Annotated in this window: 26 protein-coding genes; 7 read left to right on the top strand and 19 right to left on the bottom strand. The window is 35.4% G+C overall.

Translation table 11 applies throughout. The features are described 5' to 3' along the window. Positions 1–228: 228 nt before the first annotated feature. The 10 genes from AC4BB7_RS05320 to AC4BB7_RS05275 all read right to left on the bottom strand — a co-directional run bounded on the left by AC4BB7_RS05320 (position 229) and on the right by AC4BB7_RS05275 (position 8301). Positions 229–660, bottom strand: coding sequence for a hypothetical protein (locus tag AC4BB7_RS05320; RefSeq protein WP_490484654.1), 432 nt, complete (start codon positions 658–660; stop codon positions 229–231). 83 nt (positions 661–743) lie between these two features. After that, a complete protein-coding gene (locus tag AC4BB7_RS05315; protein WP_490484653.1) occupies positions 744–1631 on the bottom strand; it encodes a helix-turn-helix transcriptional regulator in 888 nt (295 codons plus the stop codon). After that, entirely contained in the window at positions 1624–2025 is a 402-nt protein-coding gene (locus tag AC4BB7_RS05310) for a DUF3224 domain-containing protein (RefSeq protein WP_490484652.1), read from the bottom strand. The genes AC4BB7_RS05315 and AC4BB7_RS05310 overlap by 8 nt, the downstream gene beginning before the upstream one ends. Before the next feature lie 190 nt (positions 2026–2215). After that, positions 2216–2773, bottom strand: a complete 558-nt coding sequence (locus AC4BB7_RS05305) for a YdeI/OmpD-associated family protein (protein WP_490484651.1) — start codon at positions 2771–2773, stop codon at positions 2216–2218. Beyond that, the gene (locus AC4BB7_RS05300) at positions 2770–3702 is read right to left on the bottom strand and encodes an alpha/beta fold hydrolase (RefSeq protein ID WP_490484650.1); all 933 of its coding nucleotides are present in this window, start codon (positions 3700–3702) and stop codon (positions 2770–2772) included. The genes AC4BB7_RS05305 and AC4BB7_RS05300 overlap by 4 nt, the downstream gene beginning before the upstream one ends. A 313-nt stretch (positions 3703–4015) precedes the next feature. Next, positions 4016–4546 (bottom strand): hypothetical protein, encoded by a 531-nt coding sequence (locus AC4BB7_RS05295; RefSeq protein WP_490484649.1) that lies wholly within the window; start codon positions 4544–4546, stop codon positions 4016–4018. Positions 4547–4569: 23 nt separating this feature from the next. Beyond that, positions 4570–6579, bottom strand: coding sequence for an ABC transporter ATP-binding protein/permease (locus AC4BB7_RS05290; protein WP_490484648.1), 2010 nt, complete (start codon positions 6577–6579; stop codon positions 4570–4572). Between the two features lie 10 nt (positions 6580–6589). Next, positions 6590–7255 (bottom strand): hypothetical protein, encoded by a 666-nt coding sequence (locus tag AC4BB7_RS05285; protein WP_490484647.1) that lies wholly within the window; start codon positions 7253–7255, stop codon positions 6590–6592. Next, positions 7239–7943: an ATP-binding cassette domain-containing protein gene (locus tag AC4BB7_RS05280; RefSeq protein ID WP_490484646.1), complete on the bottom strand. Its 705-nt coding sequence runs from the start codon at positions 7941–7943 to the stop codon at positions 7239–7241. Before AC4BB7_RS05280 ends, AC4BB7_RS05285 begins: the two co-directional genes overlap by 17 nt. Beyond that, positions 7936–8301, bottom strand: a complete 366-nt coding sequence (locus AC4BB7_RS05275) for a GntR family transcriptional regulator (RefSeq protein WP_490484645.1) — start codon at positions 8299–8301, stop codon at positions 7936–7938. The genes AC4BB7_RS05280 and AC4BB7_RS05275 overlap by 8 nt, the downstream gene beginning before the upstream one ends. A 300-nt stretch (positions 8302–8601) precedes the next feature. Here AC4BB7_RS05275 and AC4BB7_RS05270 point away from each other — a divergent pair, with 300 nt between their 5' ends. Further along, positions 8602–9153 (top strand): Crp/Fnr family transcriptional regulator, encoded by a 552-nt coding sequence (locus AC4BB7_RS05270; protein WP_490484644.1) that lies wholly within the window; start codon positions 8602–8604, stop codon positions 9151–9153. A gap of 76 nt (positions 9154–9229) precedes the next feature. On the opposite strand, the gene AC4BB7_RS05265 is transcribed toward AC4BB7_RS05270, so the two are convergent. The 4 genes from AC4BB7_RS05265 to AC4BB7_RS05250 are packed head-to-tail and all read right to left on the bottom strand — an operon-like array spanning position 9230 to position 11745. After that, positions 9230–9484: a metal-sensitive transcriptional regulator gene (locus AC4BB7_RS05265; protein ID WP_010773172.1), complete on the bottom strand. Its 255-nt coding sequence runs from the start codon at positions 9482–9484 to the stop codon at positions 9230–9232. Continuing rightward, entirely contained in the window at positions 9474–9779 is a 306-nt protein-coding gene (locus tag AC4BB7_RS05260; protein ID WP_490484643.1) for a rhodanese-like domain-containing protein, read from the bottom strand. The genes AC4BB7_RS05265 and AC4BB7_RS05260 overlap by 11 nt, the downstream gene beginning before the upstream one ends. Next, positions 9779–11431 carry an FAD-dependent oxidoreductase gene (locus tag AC4BB7_RS05255; RefSeq protein WP_490484642.1) on the bottom strand — a complete coding sequence of 551 codons (1653 nt, stop codon included), beginning with the start codon at positions 11429–11431 and terminating at the stop codon, positions 9779–9781. The genes AC4BB7_RS05260 and AC4BB7_RS05255 overlap by 1 nt, the downstream gene beginning before the upstream one ends. Beyond that, positions 11431–11745 carry a rhodanese-like domain-containing protein gene (locus AC4BB7_RS05250; RefSeq protein WP_490484641.1) on the bottom strand — a complete coding sequence of 105 codons (315 nt, stop codon included), beginning with the start codon at positions 11743–11745 and terminating at the stop codon, positions 11431–11433. The genes AC4BB7_RS05255 and AC4BB7_RS05250 overlap by 1 nt, the downstream gene beginning before the upstream one ends. A gap of 303 nt (positions 11746–12048) precedes the next feature. Between AC4BB7_RS05250 and AC4BB7_RS05245 the strand changes: the two genes are divergently transcribed. The 5 genes from AC4BB7_RS05245 (at position 12049) to AC4BB7_RS05225 (ending at position 17842) form a co-directional block, all read left to right on the top strand. After that, positions 12049–12618, top strand: coding sequence for a glycoside hydrolase family 73 protein (locus AC4BB7_RS05245; protein WP_490484640.1), 570 nt, complete (start codon positions 12049–12051; stop codon positions 12616–12618). A gap of 65 nt (positions 12619–12683) precedes the next feature. Further along, positions 12684–13310 (top strand): FtsX-like permease family protein, encoded by a 627-nt coding sequence (locus AC4BB7_RS05240; RefSeq protein WP_490484639.1) that lies wholly within the window; start codon positions 12684–12686, stop codon positions 13308–13310. A 14-nt stretch (positions 13311–13324) separates the two neighbouring features. Continuing rightward, complete coding sequence (locus tag AC4BB7_RS05235) at positions 13325–13969, top strand: response regulator transcription factor (protein ID WP_490484638.1); 645 nt, start codon at positions 13325–13327, stop codon at positions 13967–13969. Further along, complete coding sequence (locus AC4BB7_RS05230; RefSeq protein ID WP_490484637.1) at positions 13953–15359, top strand: histidine kinase dimerization/phospho-acceptor domain-containing protein; 1407 nt, start codon at positions 13953–13955, stop codon at positions 15357–15359. Before AC4BB7_RS05235 ends, AC4BB7_RS05230 begins: the two co-directional genes overlap by 17 nt. A gap of 146 nt (positions 15360–15505) precedes the next feature. After that, a complete protein-coding gene (locus tag AC4BB7_RS05225) occupies positions 15506–17842 on the top strand; it encodes a glycoside hydrolase (RefSeq protein WP_490484636.1) in 2337 nt (778 codons plus the stop codon). A gap of 44 nt (positions 17843–17886) precedes the next feature. Here AC4BB7_RS05225 and AC4BB7_RS05220 read toward each other — a convergent pair whose 3' ends face one another. From AC4BB7_RS05220 to AC4BB7_RS05200, 5 genes are all read right to left on the bottom strand, one after another. Then, a complete protein-coding gene (locus AC4BB7_RS05220) occupies positions 17887–18969 on the bottom strand; it encodes a hydrolase (protein ID WP_490484635.1) in 1083 nt (360 codons plus the stop codon). A 15-nt stretch (positions 18970–18984) separates the two neighbouring features. Next, complete coding sequence (locus tag AC4BB7_RS05215) at positions 18985–19437, bottom strand: hypothetical protein (protein ID WP_490484634.1); 453 nt, start codon at positions 19435–19437, stop codon at positions 18985–18987. A gap of 239 nt (positions 19438–19676) precedes the next feature. After that, positions 19677–20069, bottom strand: coding sequence for a MerR family transcriptional regulator (locus AC4BB7_RS05210; RefSeq protein ID WP_086312148.1), 393 nt, complete (start codon positions 20067–20069; stop codon positions 19677–19679). Next, positions 20066–20920, bottom strand: coding sequence for an SDR family oxidoreductase (locus AC4BB7_RS05205; protein WP_490484633.1), 855 nt, complete (start codon positions 20918–20920; stop codon positions 20066–20068). Before AC4BB7_RS05205 ends, AC4BB7_RS05210 begins: the two co-directional genes overlap by 4 nt. An 85-nt stretch (positions 20921–21005) precedes the next feature. Then, a complete protein-coding gene (locus AC4BB7_RS05200) occupies positions 21006–21554 on the bottom strand; it encodes a DUF1697 domain-containing protein (protein ID WP_490484632.1) in 549 nt (182 codons plus the stop codon). A 114-nt stretch (positions 21555–21668) separates the two neighbouring features. On the opposite strand from AC4BB7_RS05200, the gene AC4BB7_RS05195 reads away from it, so the two are divergent. Further along, positions 21669–22040, top strand: a complete 372-nt coding sequence (locus AC4BB7_RS05195) for an iron chaperone (protein WP_490484631.1) — start codon at positions 21669–21671, stop codon at positions 22038–22040. Positions 22041–22384 lie beyond the last annotated feature (344 nt).

The raw sequence follows: 22384 nt of genomic DNA, 5'->3' as shown, positions 1-22384 counted from the left end.
AAATTAGGGTGGCGTTATTTGCCGCAATCCTTTTTTATCTTTTTTCCGAGGAGCTAGCCTGTGAAGCTAGATAATACAATCCTGAATAAGTTTTTCCTATTATATCATAATTTTTTCATTGAATAACAAAAAAACAGAACAAATAACTTTAGGAATGAATGATCGTTCGTTTTTCTTCCAAGCAAAAAAACTTCTGAGATCTACCAAATCTTCTCAGAAGTTCTTTACTCAAACCGTTTTATTAAATTGCTCTTTACAGGTTGAACAAGTAATCTTGATCAGCCCTTTTCCTTTAGGTGCTCGTAATTGTTGTTTACAATTTGGACACTTAAAAAAAGCATACGTCTTACGCTCTTTGAATTTTTCTTTTGTCGTACTAAATTTCTTTTTTAATTGTTGTACTTTTAAAACATAGCGGGTATTTTCATTTGAGCGTGGATAAATTCTTTTCGAGAAAAAGCGATAATTTATCCATAGCAACAGTGCCGCCGCTATCCAAAAAGCAATCGATGTTGGTAAAAATAAATTAAGCAGTAATAAGACCAAACTCCCTTTCATTAGGGTATTGTTCAATTGATCCATTCGAGCATATCTTCCCACCAATAATTTTTGAATTTTTGCATTCCAGCGAAGCAATCGCTCAAGCCAAATTTGTCCCATAATGATCCCTCTTTTCTTTGCTATTATCTCAATCAATAGTCATTGTTTCAAGAGGAATCGTGAAAAAGACTTGAACAAACAAATCAAAAATAAATCTGATTGATTTTTGTAACCTCTTCTTTGATTTTTTCTTTTAATTCAACCGGCTTCACTACTTCAACAGAAGCACCAAACGATAATAAGTAAGATGTTAGCCAAGAACCTTCCGATTGCCAAGTCTTTACAATTGTATAATCTGAATCTTGCTCTATTTCGATATCTAGCAAGTCTTCTTTTACCTGATAAAATAGCTCATTTTTTATTTTAAACTCTACATATATCTTGGAAAATTCTGGTTGATAGTCTTTAACTAAATTGGCTTCATCAATATCATTTTCGGAAATTACCAGCTCGGTCATTCGTCTTAATTTAAATAACCGGGTCGTATTTCTAACACAACAGTAACCAGCTAAATACCAAGCATTTTGTTTAAAAATCAATCTATTTGGCATAGCTTCTCTTGTCATCTTATTTCCTTTTCCGTTGGTGTAAGAAAAAATGATACATTTTTTTTTATTTTTAGCTTTGGTAATCAATCCGATCGTTTTGGCTTCATCTTCTCGTCCCCAAGTGGAAAAATCAATATCGATCCATTGTTCTACTTCTTTTTTGAATAAGGAGGATAGCTTATTGACTAAAGGAGTAACACTTTTTAAATTAGTCGCGGCTAAATTTTGCAGCGCTAAAATAATTTGGTCTTGCTCTTCATCATCCACAAAAGTAGCGGACAAATGGTGAGTTTCCAACAAACGAATTCCACCATCCCGTCCGCTTTGAGCGTACACTGGAAAGCCTAACGCAGATAACGTATCAATATCTCGATAAATCGTGCGTGTCGATACTTCCAGTTGTTCTGCTAGTATTGTTGCCTTGGCTTTCTTGTGCATCGTCAGATAATGCATAATATAAAACAATCTTGATAGATTATTCATTGTCCTTAAAATCCAAAATCAGCTTACTATTTTCACCAACAAAGTCATATTGATAGGAACCAGTCAGTCCTTGTAACTCTCCAGTGCTTTTAATGATCATACCAGGAGAGTCAAGTGAGCCTTTATCAAAAATTCCTTTTTCAGCGGCTGTAAAGGTTCCCGTTTTTCCTTTATATTCGCCTTCAAAGTGAAGAAATCCCGTGATTCTTGCTGTTGCTAGGTGTCCATCTTCTTTATTGCTTTCCAAATAATAGAGAAGATACTCCACCCAAGCTTTTCCTTGTAACTCACCTTCAAGTTCATACTCTGCCTGAACCCGATTCACTGGAAAGTCATTCTTTGACTTATCTATTGGTTCTTCATCCCATTTTGTTACACTAAATGCTGCACTCATACTTATCCCTCCTTATGAATACAGGATACCAAACATACGTTCTTTTTACAAGAGTGGATAGACAATTTATATGCAAAAAAATAAAAGTATAAGAAAAATCCTTACTCTATAAAAATTCATTAGAGAAACAGCGAATGACATACTCTCTTATATACGATCATCTTAGTAGGAATAAAGCAAAGTGAAAATTCTAAGGTCTTAACCTCTTTCTCTCTTCCCATGAATCAATTAATCGTTCCAGTCTTCTTAGTCTGGTCTCTTCTTTTTTTGCACTCATTATCCACCAAATGGAATCTCTTCTATAAGAAGACGGAAGTTGATTGAAAAATTCCCAAGCACTTGGATTTTTTCTGATTTTATCCTCATATTCTTTCATTAGAATAATGTTTCTATGGACTGCTGAATACCCTTTTTGATCTTTTCTTTGATTGAAAACAGCCAATCCTTCTGGTCTCATTTGATTGAGTTCTATCAGTTTATATACCTTTTGCACATTAACTCTACTCCAGAGACTATTAGACTTACGTGGAGTAAAACGAATTTTATAGCTGGCCTCATCAACTGTTTTCCGTATTCCATCAATCCAACCAAACGACAGTGCACAATCTACTGATTCAGACCAAGTAAGACTTGCTTTATTGGTCTTTTTCTTAAAGAAAACTACCCAAATTTCACGAGTTGTTTGATGATGAATAGCCAACCATTCAATAAATTCTGTTTGATTACTAAAAAATACGTCTTCACTCATTTTTCCAGCCATTCCAAAATCATTTGATTAAGCTCAGCAGGTCTTTCTTCTTGGATCCAATGACCAGTGTTTAAACTCTTAACGTCTATATTAGGGACAAAATCTTTTATGTTTGGAAGTGGCGGGATACTATCTTTCTCGCCGTAAACCATCAATGTTGGCTGATGAATAATTGGAGAGACATCCGCTAATAAATGCCAATTGCGATTTAGGTTTCTGTACCAATTGATGCTTGGAGTGAAACCTGTCTTATTGAAACTTGAGATATAAACCGAAAGATCCTCATCACTCATAACAGCTTCACCTAAAGGCTTGGTTGCTTTGGCTAGATTAATCATTTCCATTCCATCACCAAGACCTTGTACTGGCACATTCTTTCGATATAAGTTATGAAGAAATTGTGAGGCATTTTCGTCTAATATTGCATCTGCAACACCTGGTTGTTTGTTAAAATGAACAAAATAGTAATCATCACCAAACACTTCTTCCATAAAATCAAGCCAAGGTTTCTCACCTCGAATTTGGTAAGGCAAACATAAGTTAATCATTTTACGAACACGCTCTGGATGCAGTAAAGCCATGCTCCAAACAACACTTGCCCCCCAATCATGCCCCATAAAAATAGCATCTTTGTATTCATAATGATCCAATAAGGCTACAAGATCACCTGTTAGATGCTCAATATCATATGCTGTGACTTCTTTTGGACAAGAAGATTTCCCGTACCCTCGTTGATTCGGAATAATCACATGATAGCCTGCTTCTACAAGAGGATTCACTTGATGTCTCCAAGAATAGGCATGCTCCGGCCATCCGTGACAGAGAACGATAGGTCGCCCAAAATTTTGTTGACCAGCTTCAAAAACCTCTAGCTCTACTCCATTCACTGCGATAAGTGTTGGTGTTGGAAATTCATTATTATTTTTCATTTAATATCCTCCTGATTTAGATAAAAGTGTCTTACAAGAACAATATTATCATGGAGGTTTGACAACAGTCTGTCAGCTTTAAGAAACGCACTTAATAATATTTTTCAGCCATCAATTTAAGTTTGACAGCCATTTTTTTGGCGCATTTCTTCTGGAGTTAAGATCTCTATGCGTTCTCAAAAACTAAATATGAGGGAGATTATCTTAATTCATACTGTTCTTAGAAAAAGAATTTTATGGAAATATTGGACTAGATTTCCATAAAATTCTACATCGAAATAAAATTTAGTTTATTTTTCCTAATTCTTCTATCTTACTGCAACAAAAATTCTTTCATTTTTCTACTAAATACGGTGACATTATCTGATTTAGATGCGGCAGTTGTCACATCAAGATATCCGGGATCTTTTGACCATCCGCCTGAATCAGCGGTTAAATACACACTTAATTTCTTTTCATTTTTATGTTTATTAATATAATCTAATGCAACTTTAGGAGGATCACTTGATTGAACTGTAGATAAGATGAGCACTTTGTCCCATTCTTCGATTCTGTTCTCTCCAACCTCTTCAACTGGTTTCACTTCCACATAGATATTTTCGTCCACTAGATTTTTTTTAAGTTCTTCGATTACTTGATTTTTAAATGCACGATCTTGGGTGTAAATAACAGCTCTATGAGCATTTGACTTTTCTTTTAACGTCTCATTGATTGTATAACTTGAAAGAACTCCTTGAACTCTGACCATACGATAATAGCCTAAAAATCCAGCTGCTCCTAATACCACTAAAACGATGCTAATCAATCCATATTTAAATAGCTTATTTTTCCATAATTTTTTCATTTATTTTTCCTACTTTCCTTCTTTTATTCATAGCGTAGAGTTGTTATTGGATCTAATTTTGCTGCTTTTGCCGCTGGATACAAAGCGAAAATCACGCCTAAGATTCCAGTAATAGTTAATGTAGCTAATGCATTAAGGGGAGCGATTTGAATAACTTGGCTAAAGCCTATATTCGATTCAATCAATGGATTTGCTATAAATTGGATTAGGTAAGCAAAAACGACTGAGATAACGTTAGATAAGAGCATAATATAGATTGCTTCCATCCTGAATAACCGTTTGATATATCCTTTTTTATAACCAATAGAGCGTAAAACACCAATTTCTTTGGTTCTTTCCACCACTCCGATATATAAAACAACTGCAATCATCACACCTGCAACGATCAGAGAAAGTCCAGCAATAAAGGCTAATAAGTAAACAATAATATCCGTAAATTGTTTGAACGTATCCAAGAATGAAGAGGCATTCGTAATTGCATAATTTTCATATTTGGGATCGTCTTTGTATTTTTCAATAAAAGCTTCTGCGGTTTCAGGATTTTCTGCAAATGCATCGACCGTATAAATTGGTTTTTCGATACCAATACGTTTGACCATTTCATCAAACGTTTGGCTAGATGCCATAAAGCCTTGAACAAAGCCTTCTTCTTCTGGTGAAGTAATTCCTGTAATCACGGTCTCAATTTCTATCGGAGTGTCCGCCATTCCTTGTTCTCTTCCTTGATAAACCAAAGTGATTGGTTTTGAGATCAAGTGTTTTACATTTTCTTCAGTTAACTCTGAATTTTTCAATCCGACTATTTCTCGTGCCCCAGAAGCAGGCAAAACGATTCCAGGTTTATCCGCTGTGATAAACGTCCCTGCTAATAGATAACCCTCTTCCACCGTATTTGTTTTGTATCTTTCTTTATTTAAATTTGCTTCATCCATTTGACTTGGTGCTAGTTTTTCGATCAATTGATCTTCATATTTAAAACGAATGCCCGTAAGATTGGCTCTCTCGTAAACTTCTGTAAGTCCTTCACTTGCATACAATTCTTTCAGTTTTTTGATTTCTTCATTTTTCAATAATTCTGACGGTCTCGGCGGTCCGCCACGCTCAGGATCTTGATAGTACGAGGTGATTTGGTTTGGAGAATAGGCTGTTTGAAAAAAATCCCCCAGCACTCCTGTAATTCCATTGCCAATACCTAAGGCCAACAAAATGGCTGTAATACCAATTGATGTTCCAAAAGCAACTAACAAATTTCTCAAAATCCGACTAAAAAAGTTTTTACTCACAAGCTGTAAGGTAGCATCTAAAGAGAGTGAAACTCTTGATGAAACTTTTTTTTGCAACTGATTTTTACTACTATTCGGTTCTTTGATGCGATCGTCACTTAAGATACGACCATCTTTGACCCTTAAAATTTTAGTTGCATAGCTCATTAAACTTTCATCATGAGTCACTGTAATCACTAATGTTCCTTCATGGCTCAATTGTTTTAATAACGCAATAATTGAAGCTGCTGTGACTGAATCAAGAGCTCCTGTTGGTTCATCTGCAATGATCACTTTAGGATCATTGGCAAGGGCTCTAGCGATTGCTACACGCTGCTTTTGTCCTCCTGAAAGTTGGCTAGGGTACTTATGCGCATGATCGGCTAATCCAACTTTGGTCAAAAGTTGAATTGCTCGATCTGTACGCTCAGAAGGGCTTAGTGTTTTATCTAAATAAAGAGCGCTTTTGACATTTTCAAGTACCGATAAATGTGAAACTAGATTAAAGCTTTGAAAGACAAAACCGATTTCATTTTTATGGAAATCATCCATATTTTCTGTTTTTAAATTTTGCCCTTCATAAAGAATGTCTCCCTCGTAATCCGTATCCAACCCACTAATAATATTTAACAAGGTCGTCTTGCCACTACCGCTTGCACCTAATATCAAAGCAAAATCGCCAGCTTTAAATGTAGTTGTTATGTCATGTAAGACAGGTTCTTTTTTGTTATCGATCGTAAAACTTTTCGATACTTTTTTCAGCTGATACATATTTCTCCCCCTATTCATTGTCTTTCAATTGGTTTTTGTCTAGCCAAAGATAAACAAATATAATGGCTGCTGATAGACACGCATTTAGAATAAATGTACTTGGGTAAAACGCTCCATTATTAACTGGCAATGTAACATTCATGCTTTGAGGGAAATAATAACGTGCCACGTCATTCAATAAAACGATCATGATCCAAGCAATCGCTACTACAAATGTTTTGGAAAAGTTCGGCAACCACAATTTAGAAATAACACCCCTAAGTAAAATCAAATAACTAATCATACCTGCAAGATAAACAGCCAGCTCTACAGACAATAGCAGCAGCTCCCCTATTCCTAGAGAAATCGTTGTAAAATTAAACACTAAATTTATTGCACCGATCACAAGCACCTGAACATAAGAAAGTAAATATTTTGCACCGATTTTCTCAAAAGTTGACTGATTAGCCGTACTAGCCAACGTTCGATGATTCGATTGGATGTCTAATTGATTGATGCGCCAAGTTAAAATGACAGATGCCGCCACAGAGAGTAAAATCGGCAAACGTTCCCATTGAGATTCGGGTATCGTTAATTGAAAAACATATTTAGCAAAATAGCTGGTTAAGATCAAAAGCAAACTACTTAAAAAGAACTTCTTACTTTTTTCATGATAAAAATTAAATAAACGTATCATTGGCTTCCTCCTCATAGATTTCTTTTAGGGACAGACCTTTTCGTTCCCTCAGATCTTCCAAATTAATTACTTCGCAATAGCGATTGGGATTCATAAACAATACATCTGTAAATAAAGTATCCATCTCTTCAATAAAATTAGTCGAAACTAAAATTATCTTGTTTTCACCGCTAGCTTTCCTTAACATTTTTTTCACTTGTATTCGGGAGGAATAATCTAAATAGGCAAAGGGCTCGTCCAATAGAAAGATGCTTGTTGCTTTAGCATATTCACACGCAATCTTTACTTTGACTTTACTGCCTTCTGAGAGTTCCTGCCATTTTTGTTTCGCTGAGATATGCCAGATTTCCAACTGCTCCACGGCTTTTTCTAACTGAAAACCTGGAAACAACAACGTATATTCAATCAATACTTGTCTAATCGTTTGCGAATCTTCAAAATAGTTTATCGTTGAAGCATAAGCTATGCTCGTTTTAAATACAGTACTAGTTTGTGGCTGGTCATTATATAGGATCATCCCTGTGCTGATTTGTTTTTGTCCAGAAATACAGTCTAATAGCGTTGTTTTCCCTGTACCGTTTTTTCCGAGAATGCCGAGAATTTGCCCTTCATTCAAGGTAAAAGACAACTCTTGAAAAATATTTGTTTGATATCGTTTGCCAATATTTTTTGCTTGTAGTTTATTCATTTGCACTCCTCACAATCCGTTCAATGATGTGCTCCCTTTCATTCTGTGTTAAATCAAGTTTTTGTAATTGAGTGATAAAAGCTTCTATATGTGCTTCAATCAATCGCAAACGTAAATCTGTTATCTTATCTATTTTTTCTGTCACGAATTTTCCAATCCCTCTCTGACTAATCAAAATTTCTTCTTGTTCTAAAACACTGTAAGCCCGTTGAACCGTTGTTGGGTTTACATCTAAATCTTCTGCCAATTGTCTGACAGATGGTACTTTTTCATTTGATTGCCATTGATTACTAGCGATCCAATGTTCGACCTGCTCGATAATTTGTTGGTAGATGGGTCTATTCCCGTCATAATTCACCTACATCCTCCCTTTCCTAGTTGTATGCTGTACCATCTCAGCCACACACTCAGTTGGTAAATCCTATTTTAGAGGAAACAAAAAAAACAATTTATATCAATGATATAAATTGCCTACTCTTGACTTTTTATGGGACAAGCTCAAAAAAACTGTCCGTTTATGCTATACTTTTTATACTTAAAATTTTTAATTATTTTCACCTAAAAGGAGGACTAAACAATCGAGTTATATAAAGATAATCTGAGCTTAATTGACTATTTAAAAAAAGATTTACAGAATAACTGGACAGAAAAAACTTATGTGAAAGACACTTTAATCATCGATGAGTATGAAAAAACTGAAAATATCTATTATGTTGTCGAAGGTGTTATTTGTGTTGAAATTCTTAATGATGGCAAACGTTATATTTCTTCTTTTATTTTTCAAAATGATTTTTTTGGCTTGGATAGTTTTTCTACTTTTAAACAAAAAGAACACAGTATTCGAGTGATTAGCGAACACGCTACTATTTTTTGCTTATCAAAAGAACGGCTTCTCCATTCATTAAATGAAGAACCGCTCTTTTATGAATTACTCCTATCTAATTTTGCTGATATCTTCCAACGGCATTATGGATATTTCAATTTTCTTCATTTACCAACTACAGAACGAATTAAACATGCACTGACCTATTTGAGTGATCATATTGGTATCTTAACTGAGAACGAACAACTAGAATTACCGAAATTTATTACACAAGAAGTGTTATCAAAATTCTGCCGTACATCACAATCTAGAGTGTCAATTTCTTTAGGCGAACTGGAAAAAGAAGGCTGGTTATTAAAAAAGAAAGTTCCAATTACTTTAAAATAAAGAAGTCGAAAATCAGCAGCATACTGATTTTCGACTTCTTTATGAATAAAAGGCGGAAACAGAAGCAACCCTTTATTTATCTCGTTTTTACGATCATTTCTAGCGCTTTCGCCATATCCTCGCCAGCCAGATCGATATTTTCATCTTCCATACACTGCTTTAGATTTTCAGTTACGACAAGTCCAATAACTTTGTCGATACTTGAACGAACTGCCATCAATTGGGTTACAACTTCTCGGCAATCTTTTCCTTCATCCATCATTTTTAAAATCCCGCGAATTTGTCCTTCTGAACGTTTTAAGCGGTTCGCTAGTTTAGGATCACAAGCCATCCACAACTTCTCCTCTCCAGGCAGACATACCGCCCATCACATTAGTAACATCATACCCTAATGAAGCAAAATATTCACTTGCCATTTGTGAACGGCCACCAGCATGACAGATAATATAGTAATGTTGGTTTTTATCCAACGATTCTGCCGTCTCTTGTAGCATGCTCAGTGGCATATTTTTTGCCCCTTTGATGTGTCCTGAAACGTATTCATCTTCTTCACGCACATCTATGATAGCTAGTTCATTTCTTTTCTCTAATTGCTCAAATTCATCGATCATGATTGATTTATACATTATTTAATAACCTCCTGAGGGTAAATTGCACTATATATTTGAAATGCTCCATCTAAATTTTTAACATTGAAACCATTATTCTTTAAAATACGTTCAGCTAAATAACTTCTTTGTCCACTTTGACAACTAACAATGATTTCTTTATCCGCTGGCAGATCCGCTAAATGCTCTCTTAATTCGTCCAATGGAATATTTTTAGCTTGAGATAATGAACCATTGTTCTTCAACTCTCCTGGATTTCTCACATCTAATAAAAAGGCTCCGTTCGCCAATGCTTCTTTTAATTCGTAGTATTGAATATTGTCAGAGAAACCTTCTACAATATTGGTTGCAGCATAACCGATCATATTAACAGGGTCTTTCGCTGATCCAAATGGCGGTGCATACGTAAATTCTAACTCTGGCAGATCCATAACGGTCATTCCCGCTTTGATTGCAGTCGCGATAATATCGATCCGCTTATCTACACCATCTTGTCCAATCGCTTGTGCTCCGTAAATTTTACCTGTTACAGGATGAAAAAGTAACTTCATCACAATTGGCTGACTTCCTGGAAAATACCCTGCATGGCTTTTTGATGTTGTATGAACAGCCTTATATTCTAGATTACTGTTGCGTAATTGACGCTCGCTTAATCCTGTACTTGCTGCAGCAAGATCAAACACTCGAACGATTGCCGTCCCAATGCTTCCTTGGTTTTTCCGAGCAACGCCTGCGATCACGTCTGCTACTTGGCGCCCTTGGCGATTAGCTGGTGACGCAAGTGAAATCAACGCATCTTCCGCTGTGATTTGTTGTTTCACAACGATTGCATCGCCAACTGCATAAATATCTGGATCATTGGTTTGATAGGTTTTATCTACAATAATCCCCCCACGTAAGCCTGTGTTCAAATCCGCTGCAACAGCTAAATCACTAGAAGGTTTAACACCGATCGATAGTACTGTGAAATCACTTGAAATTGTTTCACCTGAGCTTAATTCGATTGTTTGACCAGCTTCTTTAAATGCTGTTGCCTCAGCTCCAGTATAGACAGTAATTCCTTTTGCCTTTAATTCTTTTTCAACAAAGGCAGCCATTTCCTCATCTAAAGGCGGTAAAATTTGTGGAGCTGCTTCTACGATCGTAACATCGATACCTAGGTGACTTAAATTCTCCGCCATCTCTAAACCGATGAAGCCTGCACCAATTACAACGGCTTGTTTGGGTTGTTCATTTTTAACAGTCGCTACGATCTTATCGACATCGGGGACGTTTCTTAGGGTATAAACATTTGTTGCTTCATCCAGTCCTTCAATTGTTGGTATCACTGGTTGTGCCCCCGGTGAAAGAATCAGTTTATCATAACTGAACGTGTTCTCTTTACCGTTTGCATTCGTTAAAACTGTTTTATTTATTCGATCGATTTTAATTGCTTCTGTTTCTGGATAAACATCAATATTGAATCTTTTCTTCAATTGTTCTGGTGTTTGCAAAATCAGTTCTGAGCGTTCACTGATTTCTCCTGATACATAATAGGGTAATCCGCAGTTTGCAAATGAAACATAGGGTCCTTTTTCTAAAACGATAATCTCGATTTCTTCTGATAGTCTTCTTAATCTGGTTGCGGCTGACATGCCACCTGCTACACCACCAATAATCACTACACGCATTATAATTTTCCTCCTCTGACGACGCCACGCCAAGCACTCATTCCGCCTTTGACGTTGATCGCATCGATTCCTTTTGCTTTTAGTTTTTTGACTGCTTGTCTGCTTCTCATTCCAGATTGACAAATCACATAAACTGGTTGATTTTCTTTTGATTGATAGGTTGAAATTTTACTTAATGGGACATTTTTAGCGTTTGGGATATGACCAGCAGTAAACTCACTCTTTTCGCGAACATCAATCATGGTTGGTTTTGAATCTAGCATTTGCTGAAGGTCAGTAGTATTAATTGAATTTCCTTTTAAAAATGAAAACATATGCTCCTCCTTTATACCCTTAGGGGTATTTACAAGAGTTATGATAAATGATTTTTCTGATCTTGTAAAGGGGTTTGTTTGGAGCTGTGCAAAATGTTATTTCGTTCACAACAATAAAAAGAACACCTCAATCTTTCTTATCCGTCGTCTTTTTCTGGTTCTATCTTCCTTTGTATCAAGCATCAACTTAATCAAACTGAAGCAATTCTTAAGAAAGCCAAACAAATATTAACTTCTTTGGCATATTTTTGTAACATTGAACCTCTATACTGAATGTAACACTAAAAGAAAAGAGGTTCTTACATGAATCAAGGCATTCTAAAAAAACAAAATATTTTACCATTACTATTGATTCTACTTCTTTCATTTGCTAGCCTTTTCCTTATTTTTAATAAAGAAGAACAACCAATCCAAGATGAAGCAACTGCTTATCAGCAGATTTTTATTGATGAAATAGCATCTGAAGCGAAACTTTTACAAAAACAAACTCATTTATTCGCCAGTATTACCATTGCTCAAGCAATTTTAGAATCTGACTGGGGCCGTAGTGATTTAGCGGTAGAAGCGAAAAATCTATTTGGGATCAAAGGAGCTTTTAATGAACAGTCTAGTATCATGCCCACAGATGAGTTTATTGATGGTGAACGGATTACGATCGATGATTCGTTTAAAAAATATGAGTCGGTTCAAGAATCAATGGTCGATCACATGGAATTTTTAAAAGGTGGCACATACGAAGGAATCAAAACCAGTAAGAATTATCAAGAAGCTGCTGTTGCTTTGCAAAATGGTGGTTATGCTACCGACCCAGACTATGCAGAAAAATTGATTCAATTAATTGAAGAATTTAAATTATACAAGTACGATAAATAAGTAAAGCATATTAAGAACAGTTTCTTATGTCATACTGTTATGCTTGTTGTTGGGGGATTGTTGAGATGAATAACTTTTACTATATTTTAAAAGATAGTGGCAATAGTCTCCTGCGAAGCAAGGGGGCTGCTTTTTTTAAAAGCATTTTTACTGTTCTTTATTTTTTTGTTTTGAGCGTTTTACTCCATGGTTGGATCACCGCAGTTCATTTCGGAAGAATAGAGAAACAAAGAAGAATAGAAGAAATCGATTCACTAGACGCTTTTACTCAATCAAATGCTAGCGAAAATTTAATTACTTTATTGGATAGTTTAAACATCGCGTTACTTATTTTCAGTATTGGTTTGTTTTTATTCGGCGTTTTTTATCTTTTCATCTCTTTTCAAAGAAGCATGATATTGGATAAAAAAGAACTGATTATCAAAAAAATGTTAGGTAGCACAGCTCTCCAAGTAACTAGTGAGCTTTTTATCGAACCTTTATTACTTATTATTCCCAGTAGTGTTTTAGGCTTGATTATAACAGAATATCTCTATACACTATTTTTTAAGCAATCCAATTCATGGCTTTCAGATATGTTGTATGCACCAAGCCATTTCGTCATGTTTGCAGATTTACCGTTGATCGGAATTTTTTCATTTTTACTACTGTGTCAATTTCTCTTACTCAAACAAAAAATAACGAAGCTGTAAAAGGAGTTTTGTACGTGAATATTTTAGTTGCAGATGATAGTCCAGAAATGGTACAAATCGTGAGTGCCTATTTAAAAAAAGACGGATTCACAGTATTTACCGCGCTAGATGGTGAAGCTGCTTTAGATATTTTTTATAAAGAAAAATTAGATTTAGCGATCATCGATTGGATGATGCCAAAAATGGATGGAATCGAAGTCATTAAAAAGATCAAAGCTGAAAGTTCATTGAAAGTTCTCATGCTAACGGCAAAATCAACTGGTGAAGATGAATTTCTTTCTTTATCCAGCGGTGCTGATGACTACATCACAAAGCCATTTCATCCACAAGTACTATTACTGCGGGTCAAAAAATTGCTTGGCTTAACCAATTCATTTTATGTAAAAAACTTGCTGATACAACCAACTAATTTAAACATTTGGAAAGATGACCAACCATTAGACTTAACAAAAAAAGAATTTGATTTGCTAATGATGCTCATCAATAATCGCGGAAGTATTTTAACAAGAGAGCAACTCTTAGTTGGCGTTTGGGGAATGGACTATGATGGTGTAGAACGAACGGTTGATACACATATTAGAAGACTTCGTGAAAAAATTGGTGATGAGATCATCACCACCAAAAGAGGAGTGGGCTATCTCATTGAAAAAGAAAACTAGAAAAATCAGTACTACACTCACTTTGACCTTTTCATCGATTATCATAGGGAGCTTTATCGTCATGTTTCTTTTAAATAGTCTGATTGTCCCCTATTACTATTTTTCAAAAATGGACCATAAAGTCACCTCGGTTATGACGGATATTCAACAACATACTACTTCAGAACAACAACTAGCAGAATTGGAAGAGAACAACCAAGTCACCATCATCACACGACAGTTAGATGGTACTTCACTTGATGATTTTAATGAAGCGTTAAATGTAGAATTAAATAGAAAAAAAGTCGCATTGAATCGTTTTTGGGTTACACAAGAAACAGTAGATCAACTCCAAAATAGCCCTAAACCGATTCAGCGAAATTTTGATCAAGGCAAACAGAAGTCTAGTTTTTTGGTTGAGATGCAAGTAATCGACGATACCTTTTATTTAGTTGGTGTCTCCACTGTGAATTTTTCTGAAACAGCCAATCTGATCAATACATTTAATTTTATTTCATTAAGCCTAACGTTGATTCTAATCATTATACTGATTTATGTTTCTGTTCGGAAAATAACCGATCCTTTAGTCAACCTAAAGAAAGTAGCAGAAGAAATCACGACACTGACTTTTGTAACAACGGATGATATTCCAGCAAATGAAATCGGTGAATTGGCGCTCAGCATCAATAAAATGAGTTACGCCTTAGCAACCTATCAAAAGAACTTACTTGCTAAAAATGAACAGCTAAAACAATTTACAGCCGATTTAACGCATGAATTGAAGACACCTATCGCTCTAATCAAAGCATATGGTTCAGGTATTGAGGACGGCTTAGACGATGGAACTTATCTAGAAGTGATCTTACAACAAACCAAGCGTCTAAATGATATTGTCGATCAGATGTTAGATTATGCAAAATTAGAGCAACAACAACCGATCAATAAAGTCCCTATGCAATTATCAGATACTTGGAAGCAAACAGTTATGGAACTGACACCCACCCTAGAAAAAGAGGAAATTCTATTGTTGGAAGCAGATACAGACTCACCTCTTCCATTAATCGAAGCTGATCCAATTTTAATCAAGCGAGTGTTTGAAAACTTACTAACAAATGGTCTCAAATATACTACTGACAAAGAAATTCAAGCAAGTTGGCGGGAAACAGAAGCATTTATTGAGTTTACTATTAGTAATCAAACCTCTCTAACCACTGATTTTGATGTAAATAAACTTTGGGAAGCCTTTTACGTTCATGAAAAATCGCGGAATAAAAACTTGTCTGGAACAGGGTTAGGCTTATCCATCGTTCAATCGATTATGGATGAACACGGATTTACGATTGAAGCTAGATTAGTTCATCAGACATTGATCTTTGTTTTACAATTTTATAAACCTGAAAAACAAGCGTAGCATTTTGCGCTTGTTTTTTTGGTTGATTTTGGCATTTTTCTGTAACATTTGCTTGGTATACTTGTTTTACATTATTGAGTTGAGCGATTCGGCTCTTCGGGAAAAAGGTAAACGAGCCCGTTCAGCTTTTATATTAGGAGGAACTCATGAAAAAATTGTCTATCTACCTCGGCTTAGCCGCGATCACACTATCCTTATCAGGATGTAATGTCAATCAAACCAACGCAACAAACAAATCAGAAAAACTAATAGTCAACAATGAAATCGAGAAAAACAAAACCTATGCCAAAACTGATTTTTCTTTTGATATTGATCCTGCAACATTCACTGTTTCTATTACTGAAAATGGCGAAACTGCAGAAGTTTCAAAACCTCAAGCTCCAAAAGAAGTCACTGATTTAAAAAAAAGCAAAGAAGAAGTCAGCTGGACTTACCCCAATGAACAACTTAAAGTAAAACTGAAAAGAGAAAAAAATCATATCGCTGTTGCTCTTACCAGTTTATCGAATGAAGATAACTCTTTTACCTGGCCTAAACTAGATGCTAAAAACTATGTACTACCCATTGCAGAAGGAAAAACGATTCCCAATGATCAAAAAGAATGGCTTGCCTATTTTAAACAAAATGAAGAATTATCGATGAGCGAAGCTTTTTCAATGAGCTTTTTTGCAACAAATCAAGAAACATTTGCCACAACTTTTGTAATGGATAACCCATTCAATAGTGATCTATTAACAAAGACAGAGCCTCACCTGACCTTGGAAGCTAGCCACAATTTTATTGGCTTCGACAAAAATAAAACAATGAATTACCGACTATATGTTACCGATAATGACCCTGTTGCAATCGCTAAAACGTATCAAATGGATCGCATCAATTTAGGTGAATTCAAAACACTAGATGAAAAGGAAAAAGAAAATCCTGAAATCAAAAAAATGCGTGGTGCCATCCAAGTTTACTTTTGGAATAGCCGTATCTTAACAACAGAAGATATCAAATGGGGGAAACTACCATCTATGGTAGATGAGCCAATTTTTCAATGGATCGCCGAATTATTGACTCAATACGGTGAAGATGGTTCTGAAGAATATTTAAAGGCTTTAGAAGCATTTAAAAACAATGAAGGGTATAAATATGAAAAAAATACGTTCTTAACATCGATCAATTACGTACTACTTTATCCGCAATTTTATAATAAAGACATCTTCAAAAATCCCGATGCACAAGCTCAAAAACTTATTGATAAAGGGATCGATAAACTAAGTGAACAAGAACGGTACACATTAAATAAACATCTTCTAGCTAGCGTGTTAGGTGAGTTGACTCCGCCTATTGAACAATGGGGACAAGCAACTTCTTCTGATGTTTTCAAAGAGATGAAAGCCTCAGGTGTTGAGAACGCTTGGATTGGTCTACCAAACTGGGCGAATGGACTGATGAATCCAGCAATGGTCAAAACCGCAGCGGATGAAGGCTATCTGATTGGTCCTTATGATTCTTATCAATCGATTCAAGAAAATGCTAGCATCGATTGGAATACTGCTTCTTTCCCTAACAAAAATCTATACGAAAATGCCACAGTTACGAAGAAAAATGGTGAAAAAGTTGCTGGTTTCTTAGGAAAAGGACGTAAACTTAACCCAACACAAATTTTTCCTGATGTAAAAGAACGTTTTACTGGCATCATGCAAAATAAAATTCCATTCAATTCTTGGTTTTTAGATACAGACGCCGCAGGTGAAATTTACAATGACTATAGTCCAGAACATCTGACAACACAAAGTGAAGACGTAGCAGGACGCTTGAAACGAATGGATTATTTCAATCAAAATGGTTTAGTTGTCGGGTCTGAAGGCGGGAATGATTTTGCGTCAAAAAATATGGTTTTTGCTCACGGAATCGAAACACCTGTCATTATGTGGTCCGATCCTGATATGCGTGAAAATAAAGAAAGTGAATACTATGTAGGAAGTTACGCTGCATTAGACGGTGGAATTCCAACAAAATACAAAAAAGTTGTACCGATCAAGGAAGAATATAAACCAATTTATACCGACCCTGTTTATTCTCTCCCTCTTTATAAACTTGTTTACAACCGTTCTGTCATCACTTCTCATCAATGGGAATGGGATAGTTATAAAATCAAAAATCAAGTTGGTGAACGTCGAATGAAAGAGTATTTATACAACACTCCACCAATGATGCATATCGACAAAGCCGCTTGGGAAGAACATAAACAAGATATCTCAGAAAATGCTAAAATCTGGAGTCCTTTCCAAAAAGCAGCATTGCAACATGAAATGACTGATTTTAAAGTATTGACCGATGACCGTTTGGTTCAAAAAACGGAATTTGGTGAGAAATTGTCTGTCATTGCTAATTTCTCAAATACTGATTACGATGCAGATGGTGTCAAAGTTGCTAGCCATACTGCGCTAATTATGAATGATGGCAAAGAAACTGTCGTAAAAACGGAAGGTTAACTTAAAAAAAGAAACGAAGCCCCTTGTTCTGGCTTCGTTTCTTTTTATTTATTTAACTTAAATGTCAGCTCAACTGGATTATGATCTGAGTTTTTAAATGCACCATCAATCACTTTTCCACCGATATTTTCTACATTATCTGAAATAATAAACCCATCGATCAATGCTACAAATGACTCCCCTTTTTGATAAGGCTTATCTAAATTACGGACTGACGGTACAGGTGTTTCCGTCTCATTCAACGTTGCTACATGTATATTTTTCGGCAACTCTTTTTTAGGAAAAGGTTGCAACCAAGTATATTCCTCTTTTGTGTCATTTTTAAATGTCTCAGTCGAAGAATCCAGCAGATCATGATTAAAATCACCACCGCCAACTATATAATTCCCCTTTTTGTATTCATTTTCCATATGATCGAATAATTTATGAACTTGTTCTTTTTGAATTTTTTGGTCTTTAATATAGGCAGATAAATGAACATTGTACAGCATTAGATATTTGCCATTCTCAACTGGTATTCTGGACACCGTAAAGGCACGATCTAAATCAAAAAATTTATTGAAATTAGTCTCAATTGGTAAGCTATAGCGAGTAGCCTCTTCAATTTCACTATTACTCAACGTAAGAATACCCGATTGAGACTTACCAATTGGATCTAAAATAGGATACATCAGAAACGCTGAATCATAGTTGGTAGCAAATACACTTGAATAGTCATTAAACTGTTGCGTAATTTGAGTCACTTCATCCACACCGCGGCTACGAGTAGCCTTTTTATCAACTTCTTGGAATAAAGCAAAATCTGGATCGATCATTTTCGTTGTATCAATAACACCAGAGATATTTTCGACAACACTTGCTTTACTGACTGCTTTCGATTGTTTTCCACCGTCCATAAAGAATGTATAATCTGATGTATACGAACCATATCCGATATTAAAAGTTGTGATTTTGTATTCTTTGTTTGTTGAAACTTGTGTTGCTTTTGCCTTTTGAATCGTTTCTACAGATAAATTATCAGCGATTCTAGAATAACTGAAATAAACGTAGCCGACATAGGCTAGAATAATTGCGATAAAGAGGGTTAAAATGCCTAGACAGATTTTAAGCGCTTTTTTTAAGTTCATTATTTTCTCAACTTTCTACTGTGTACTTTCCATTCTACAATAAGAACAAACTGTTTCATTTGAAGGCATTGGTGCTCCGCAAAAATGACAGATTTTATTTCCTACTTTGATCGTTTTCTTCAGTGTTTCATTTGCTGTTTCTTTTTGAACCTCTTTTGTCACCGCAGATCGGGTGACCTTATGCTTATCCTCAACAGCTTGCTTTTTTGGTTCTGGCTCTCTATAAAACAGGCTTGTAACAGCTTCAAACAAACCAATCATGATAATTATATCGGAATCCCAATTGCTAAAGACAAAAATAAATAAAAAGAGTAAAATACCACCAGAAATGAAATCTCTGTTTAATATTCTAGGAATCCCCGTTGCACCTAGAAATAAAGTTAGAAAAAACGTATTTCTAGGTTTCATATTATACAACAAACCATCTCGTTTGATCATAAATAGATTATTTTTTATAAACTGCCACATTTTCTTTTCCCCCAACACATTTCCATCTTTTTAATGTAATATTCATTATAAGCATAAAATGGGTAAGATTCAATATAGCAAGAGAAGGTGGCTAGAAAAAACTCCTCGAAAATCCACAAAAAACCGTGCAATGCAGAAAAAGCACTGTACGGTTTTTTTATTCTATTACTAAATTTTTAACAACTTTTGTTATAACCTTATTTGGTGTTTTTTTTTGAACTAACTTATTGTATCATTCTCTATTCACGATTCATTTTATCAATCATTGTTGTTGTTTTAGGCAATAGATCTTCGTAGTAATCTTCAATTTTTATATTTATTGTAGTTAATCTTTCCTGAAGTTCTTCGATTTTTGCTGTGATTCGTTCCTGTTCTTCTTCAAGCAAATTTTTCCTAGCTTCAATCGTGCTTTCACCTAGATTTGCGAGACGTACATACTCAATGATCATCTCCAACGTCATACCAGATGCTTTTAACTTTAAGATCGACTGGATCCATTCAAGATGAACTGCATCATAATCTCGAACGCCATGAATTGTTCTAGTGACTGTAGGTATCACACCAATTCTTTCATAATACCTTAATGTATCAGCAGAAACACCTACGAGTTCTGCCATTTCTTTGATAGTCATTTAGCTTCCTCTTTTTTTATATAATCTACTGACTCCGATAATTTTTTATATTTTTCTGTCATTAAGATTTTCTCGTTCGAGCGATTTAATGCCACTTCGTAAGCATCACTGCCGACCATTAATTCTAAAGGCGGTTCGTCCATTTCAACGATTTCCATGTATAACGCTGCGACTTTCTTAGGATCTCCTGCTTGATTGCCATTCATTGCTGCAACGAACCCTAGACGTTCCTCTACTGATTTTTTATAGGGATCACTGATTTTTTGAGACATCATATAGGAATCTTCTGACAAAAACTCTGTCCGTAAATATCCCGGTGCAACGTTGATGACATGAATGCCAAAAGGCTTGACTTCATCGGCAAATGCCTGCGTAATTCCATTAATAGCAAACTTAGTTCCTGCATAAGTTGACTCAAATGCGCCTGCATAAAGTCCTGAGATCGATGAAGTATTGAGAATATAGCCAGTTTCTTGCTGTCTCATGACGGGCATAACAGCTCTCATCATATTTAGCGTGCCGAATACATTGATATCAAAACACATTCTTACTTCCTGATCAGTTAAATCTTCTACAGCACCTGCTACCATATATCCTGCATTATTCACCAACACATCGATTCTACCAAATTTTTCTACTGCTGATTCCACCACTCGTTTGATATCTTTTTCATCTGTCAAAGACAAACTAACTGGTAAAAACGAGGCACTTTCTGAACCCACTTTTTGAATCAATGTTTCTTTATCTCTGCTCGTTGTGACAACTTGATGTCCATTATGAAGTAATGCTTTCGTCAAATCCAATCCTAACCCTTTTGAACCTCCTGTTACCAACCATACCTTTTTACTCATACTTATCCTTCCTCTCTTTTTGTTGTTTGATCGATCAACAAGGAAAGTATAAACCTTGGAGGTACCTCCAAGACAAGCATTTGTTTCAATTATTTTTTTGCACCAGCTCCGCCAGCTTATTTACAGTATTAGCGTTTCTGATTGTAATTCGGCTATACATCTTAGTTCCAACGATTTTTGACCAACGGCTTCTGGAAAATGTTTTGATTGGTGCTGACCAGAAAATAACTCTTTCATGATGGGCTACTTTTTCATATTCTGCTTTAGCTTCACCAACAGATGCGATCACTTCTTCAGTTGGCGTTGGTGGGATCACAAAAATGACATTGTGTTTTGATTCTTTATCTGTATTCCACCATTCTGGCATCTGTTCTAGCGCTGCTAACAAGTCAGTTCCTCGTACAATCGTAACCGTTATATCAAGCTCAAACTCTGATTTTATTAGCTTTTCGCAATCCTCTTTCAGTTGTAAATCATCGGTCTCTTCGCTAGAAAAAATGACATTTCCACTATTCAAATAAGTACTCACATTTGTAAATCCATGCTGTTCAAAACGCTCTTTTAAGGTTGCCATAACCACTCGATTTTTCCCGCCGACATTAACGCCGCGTAATAAAGCAATGTACGTTACCATATAAAATCCCTCCTACCTAATCTACGACTTTTACTTAAGGCAAATGTTTCCTTCCTAGTCACTCTTATATTATAATAAAGAAAACAATAACGAGAAAGAAAAGAGGAGAGAAAGATGAAAGATCTAAATGATTTTCTTTCAAAAATTAGTGAACCTGATCATCGGGAAAGATTGGAAGAACTTTTTGATTGGACTATGAAAACTTACCCACAATTTAGCGTTGTCATCAAATGGAATCAGCCTATGTTTACCGATCACGGGACTTTTATTATCGCATACAGCACTTCTAAAAAGCACCTTTCAATTGCGCCAGAAACTGTCACGATCTCAACATTCAAAGAGGATATTGAAAAATCAGGATACCAACATACAGATAACATCATTAAAATCACTTGGGATCAGCCTATCGACTATTCCTTGCTGAAAAAAATCATTGATTACAACATTCAAGAGAAAATTGATTATACAAAATTTTGGCGAGAATAAGCTCTATAAAACGCCCTTTATTCAAAAAAGTTTTATCGATGAGAATTTATTGAAGTAGCGAAATTGGTTCAAATCTATTATTATTTAGACATAGAGAGTTACTTAATTATCTTCCCCAAAGATAAAATAAGAATTGATCCCATCTTGGTTAAGATGGGATTTTTTTGTAGTTAGTTGCTTGGTATATTTTCTTTAAACTTTTGTTTATTTTACGATTCTATATCTAATTTTTCAATGCCCAAAATCATTTCGTTATAAAAGTATGGAATCGTAAAAAAACTTTCACCCAAGCGAACAAAAGGTTAAGAATTCCTTTAGAGAAAAATATACTCATGCTTATAACA

The sequence above is a fragment of the Enterococcus sp. AAFC-DPL-5182 genome, from assembly GCF_058216605.1.
The sequence above is the reverse complement of the archived record's forward strand: the minus strand, read 5'-3'. Positions and strand labels throughout refer to the sequence as shown.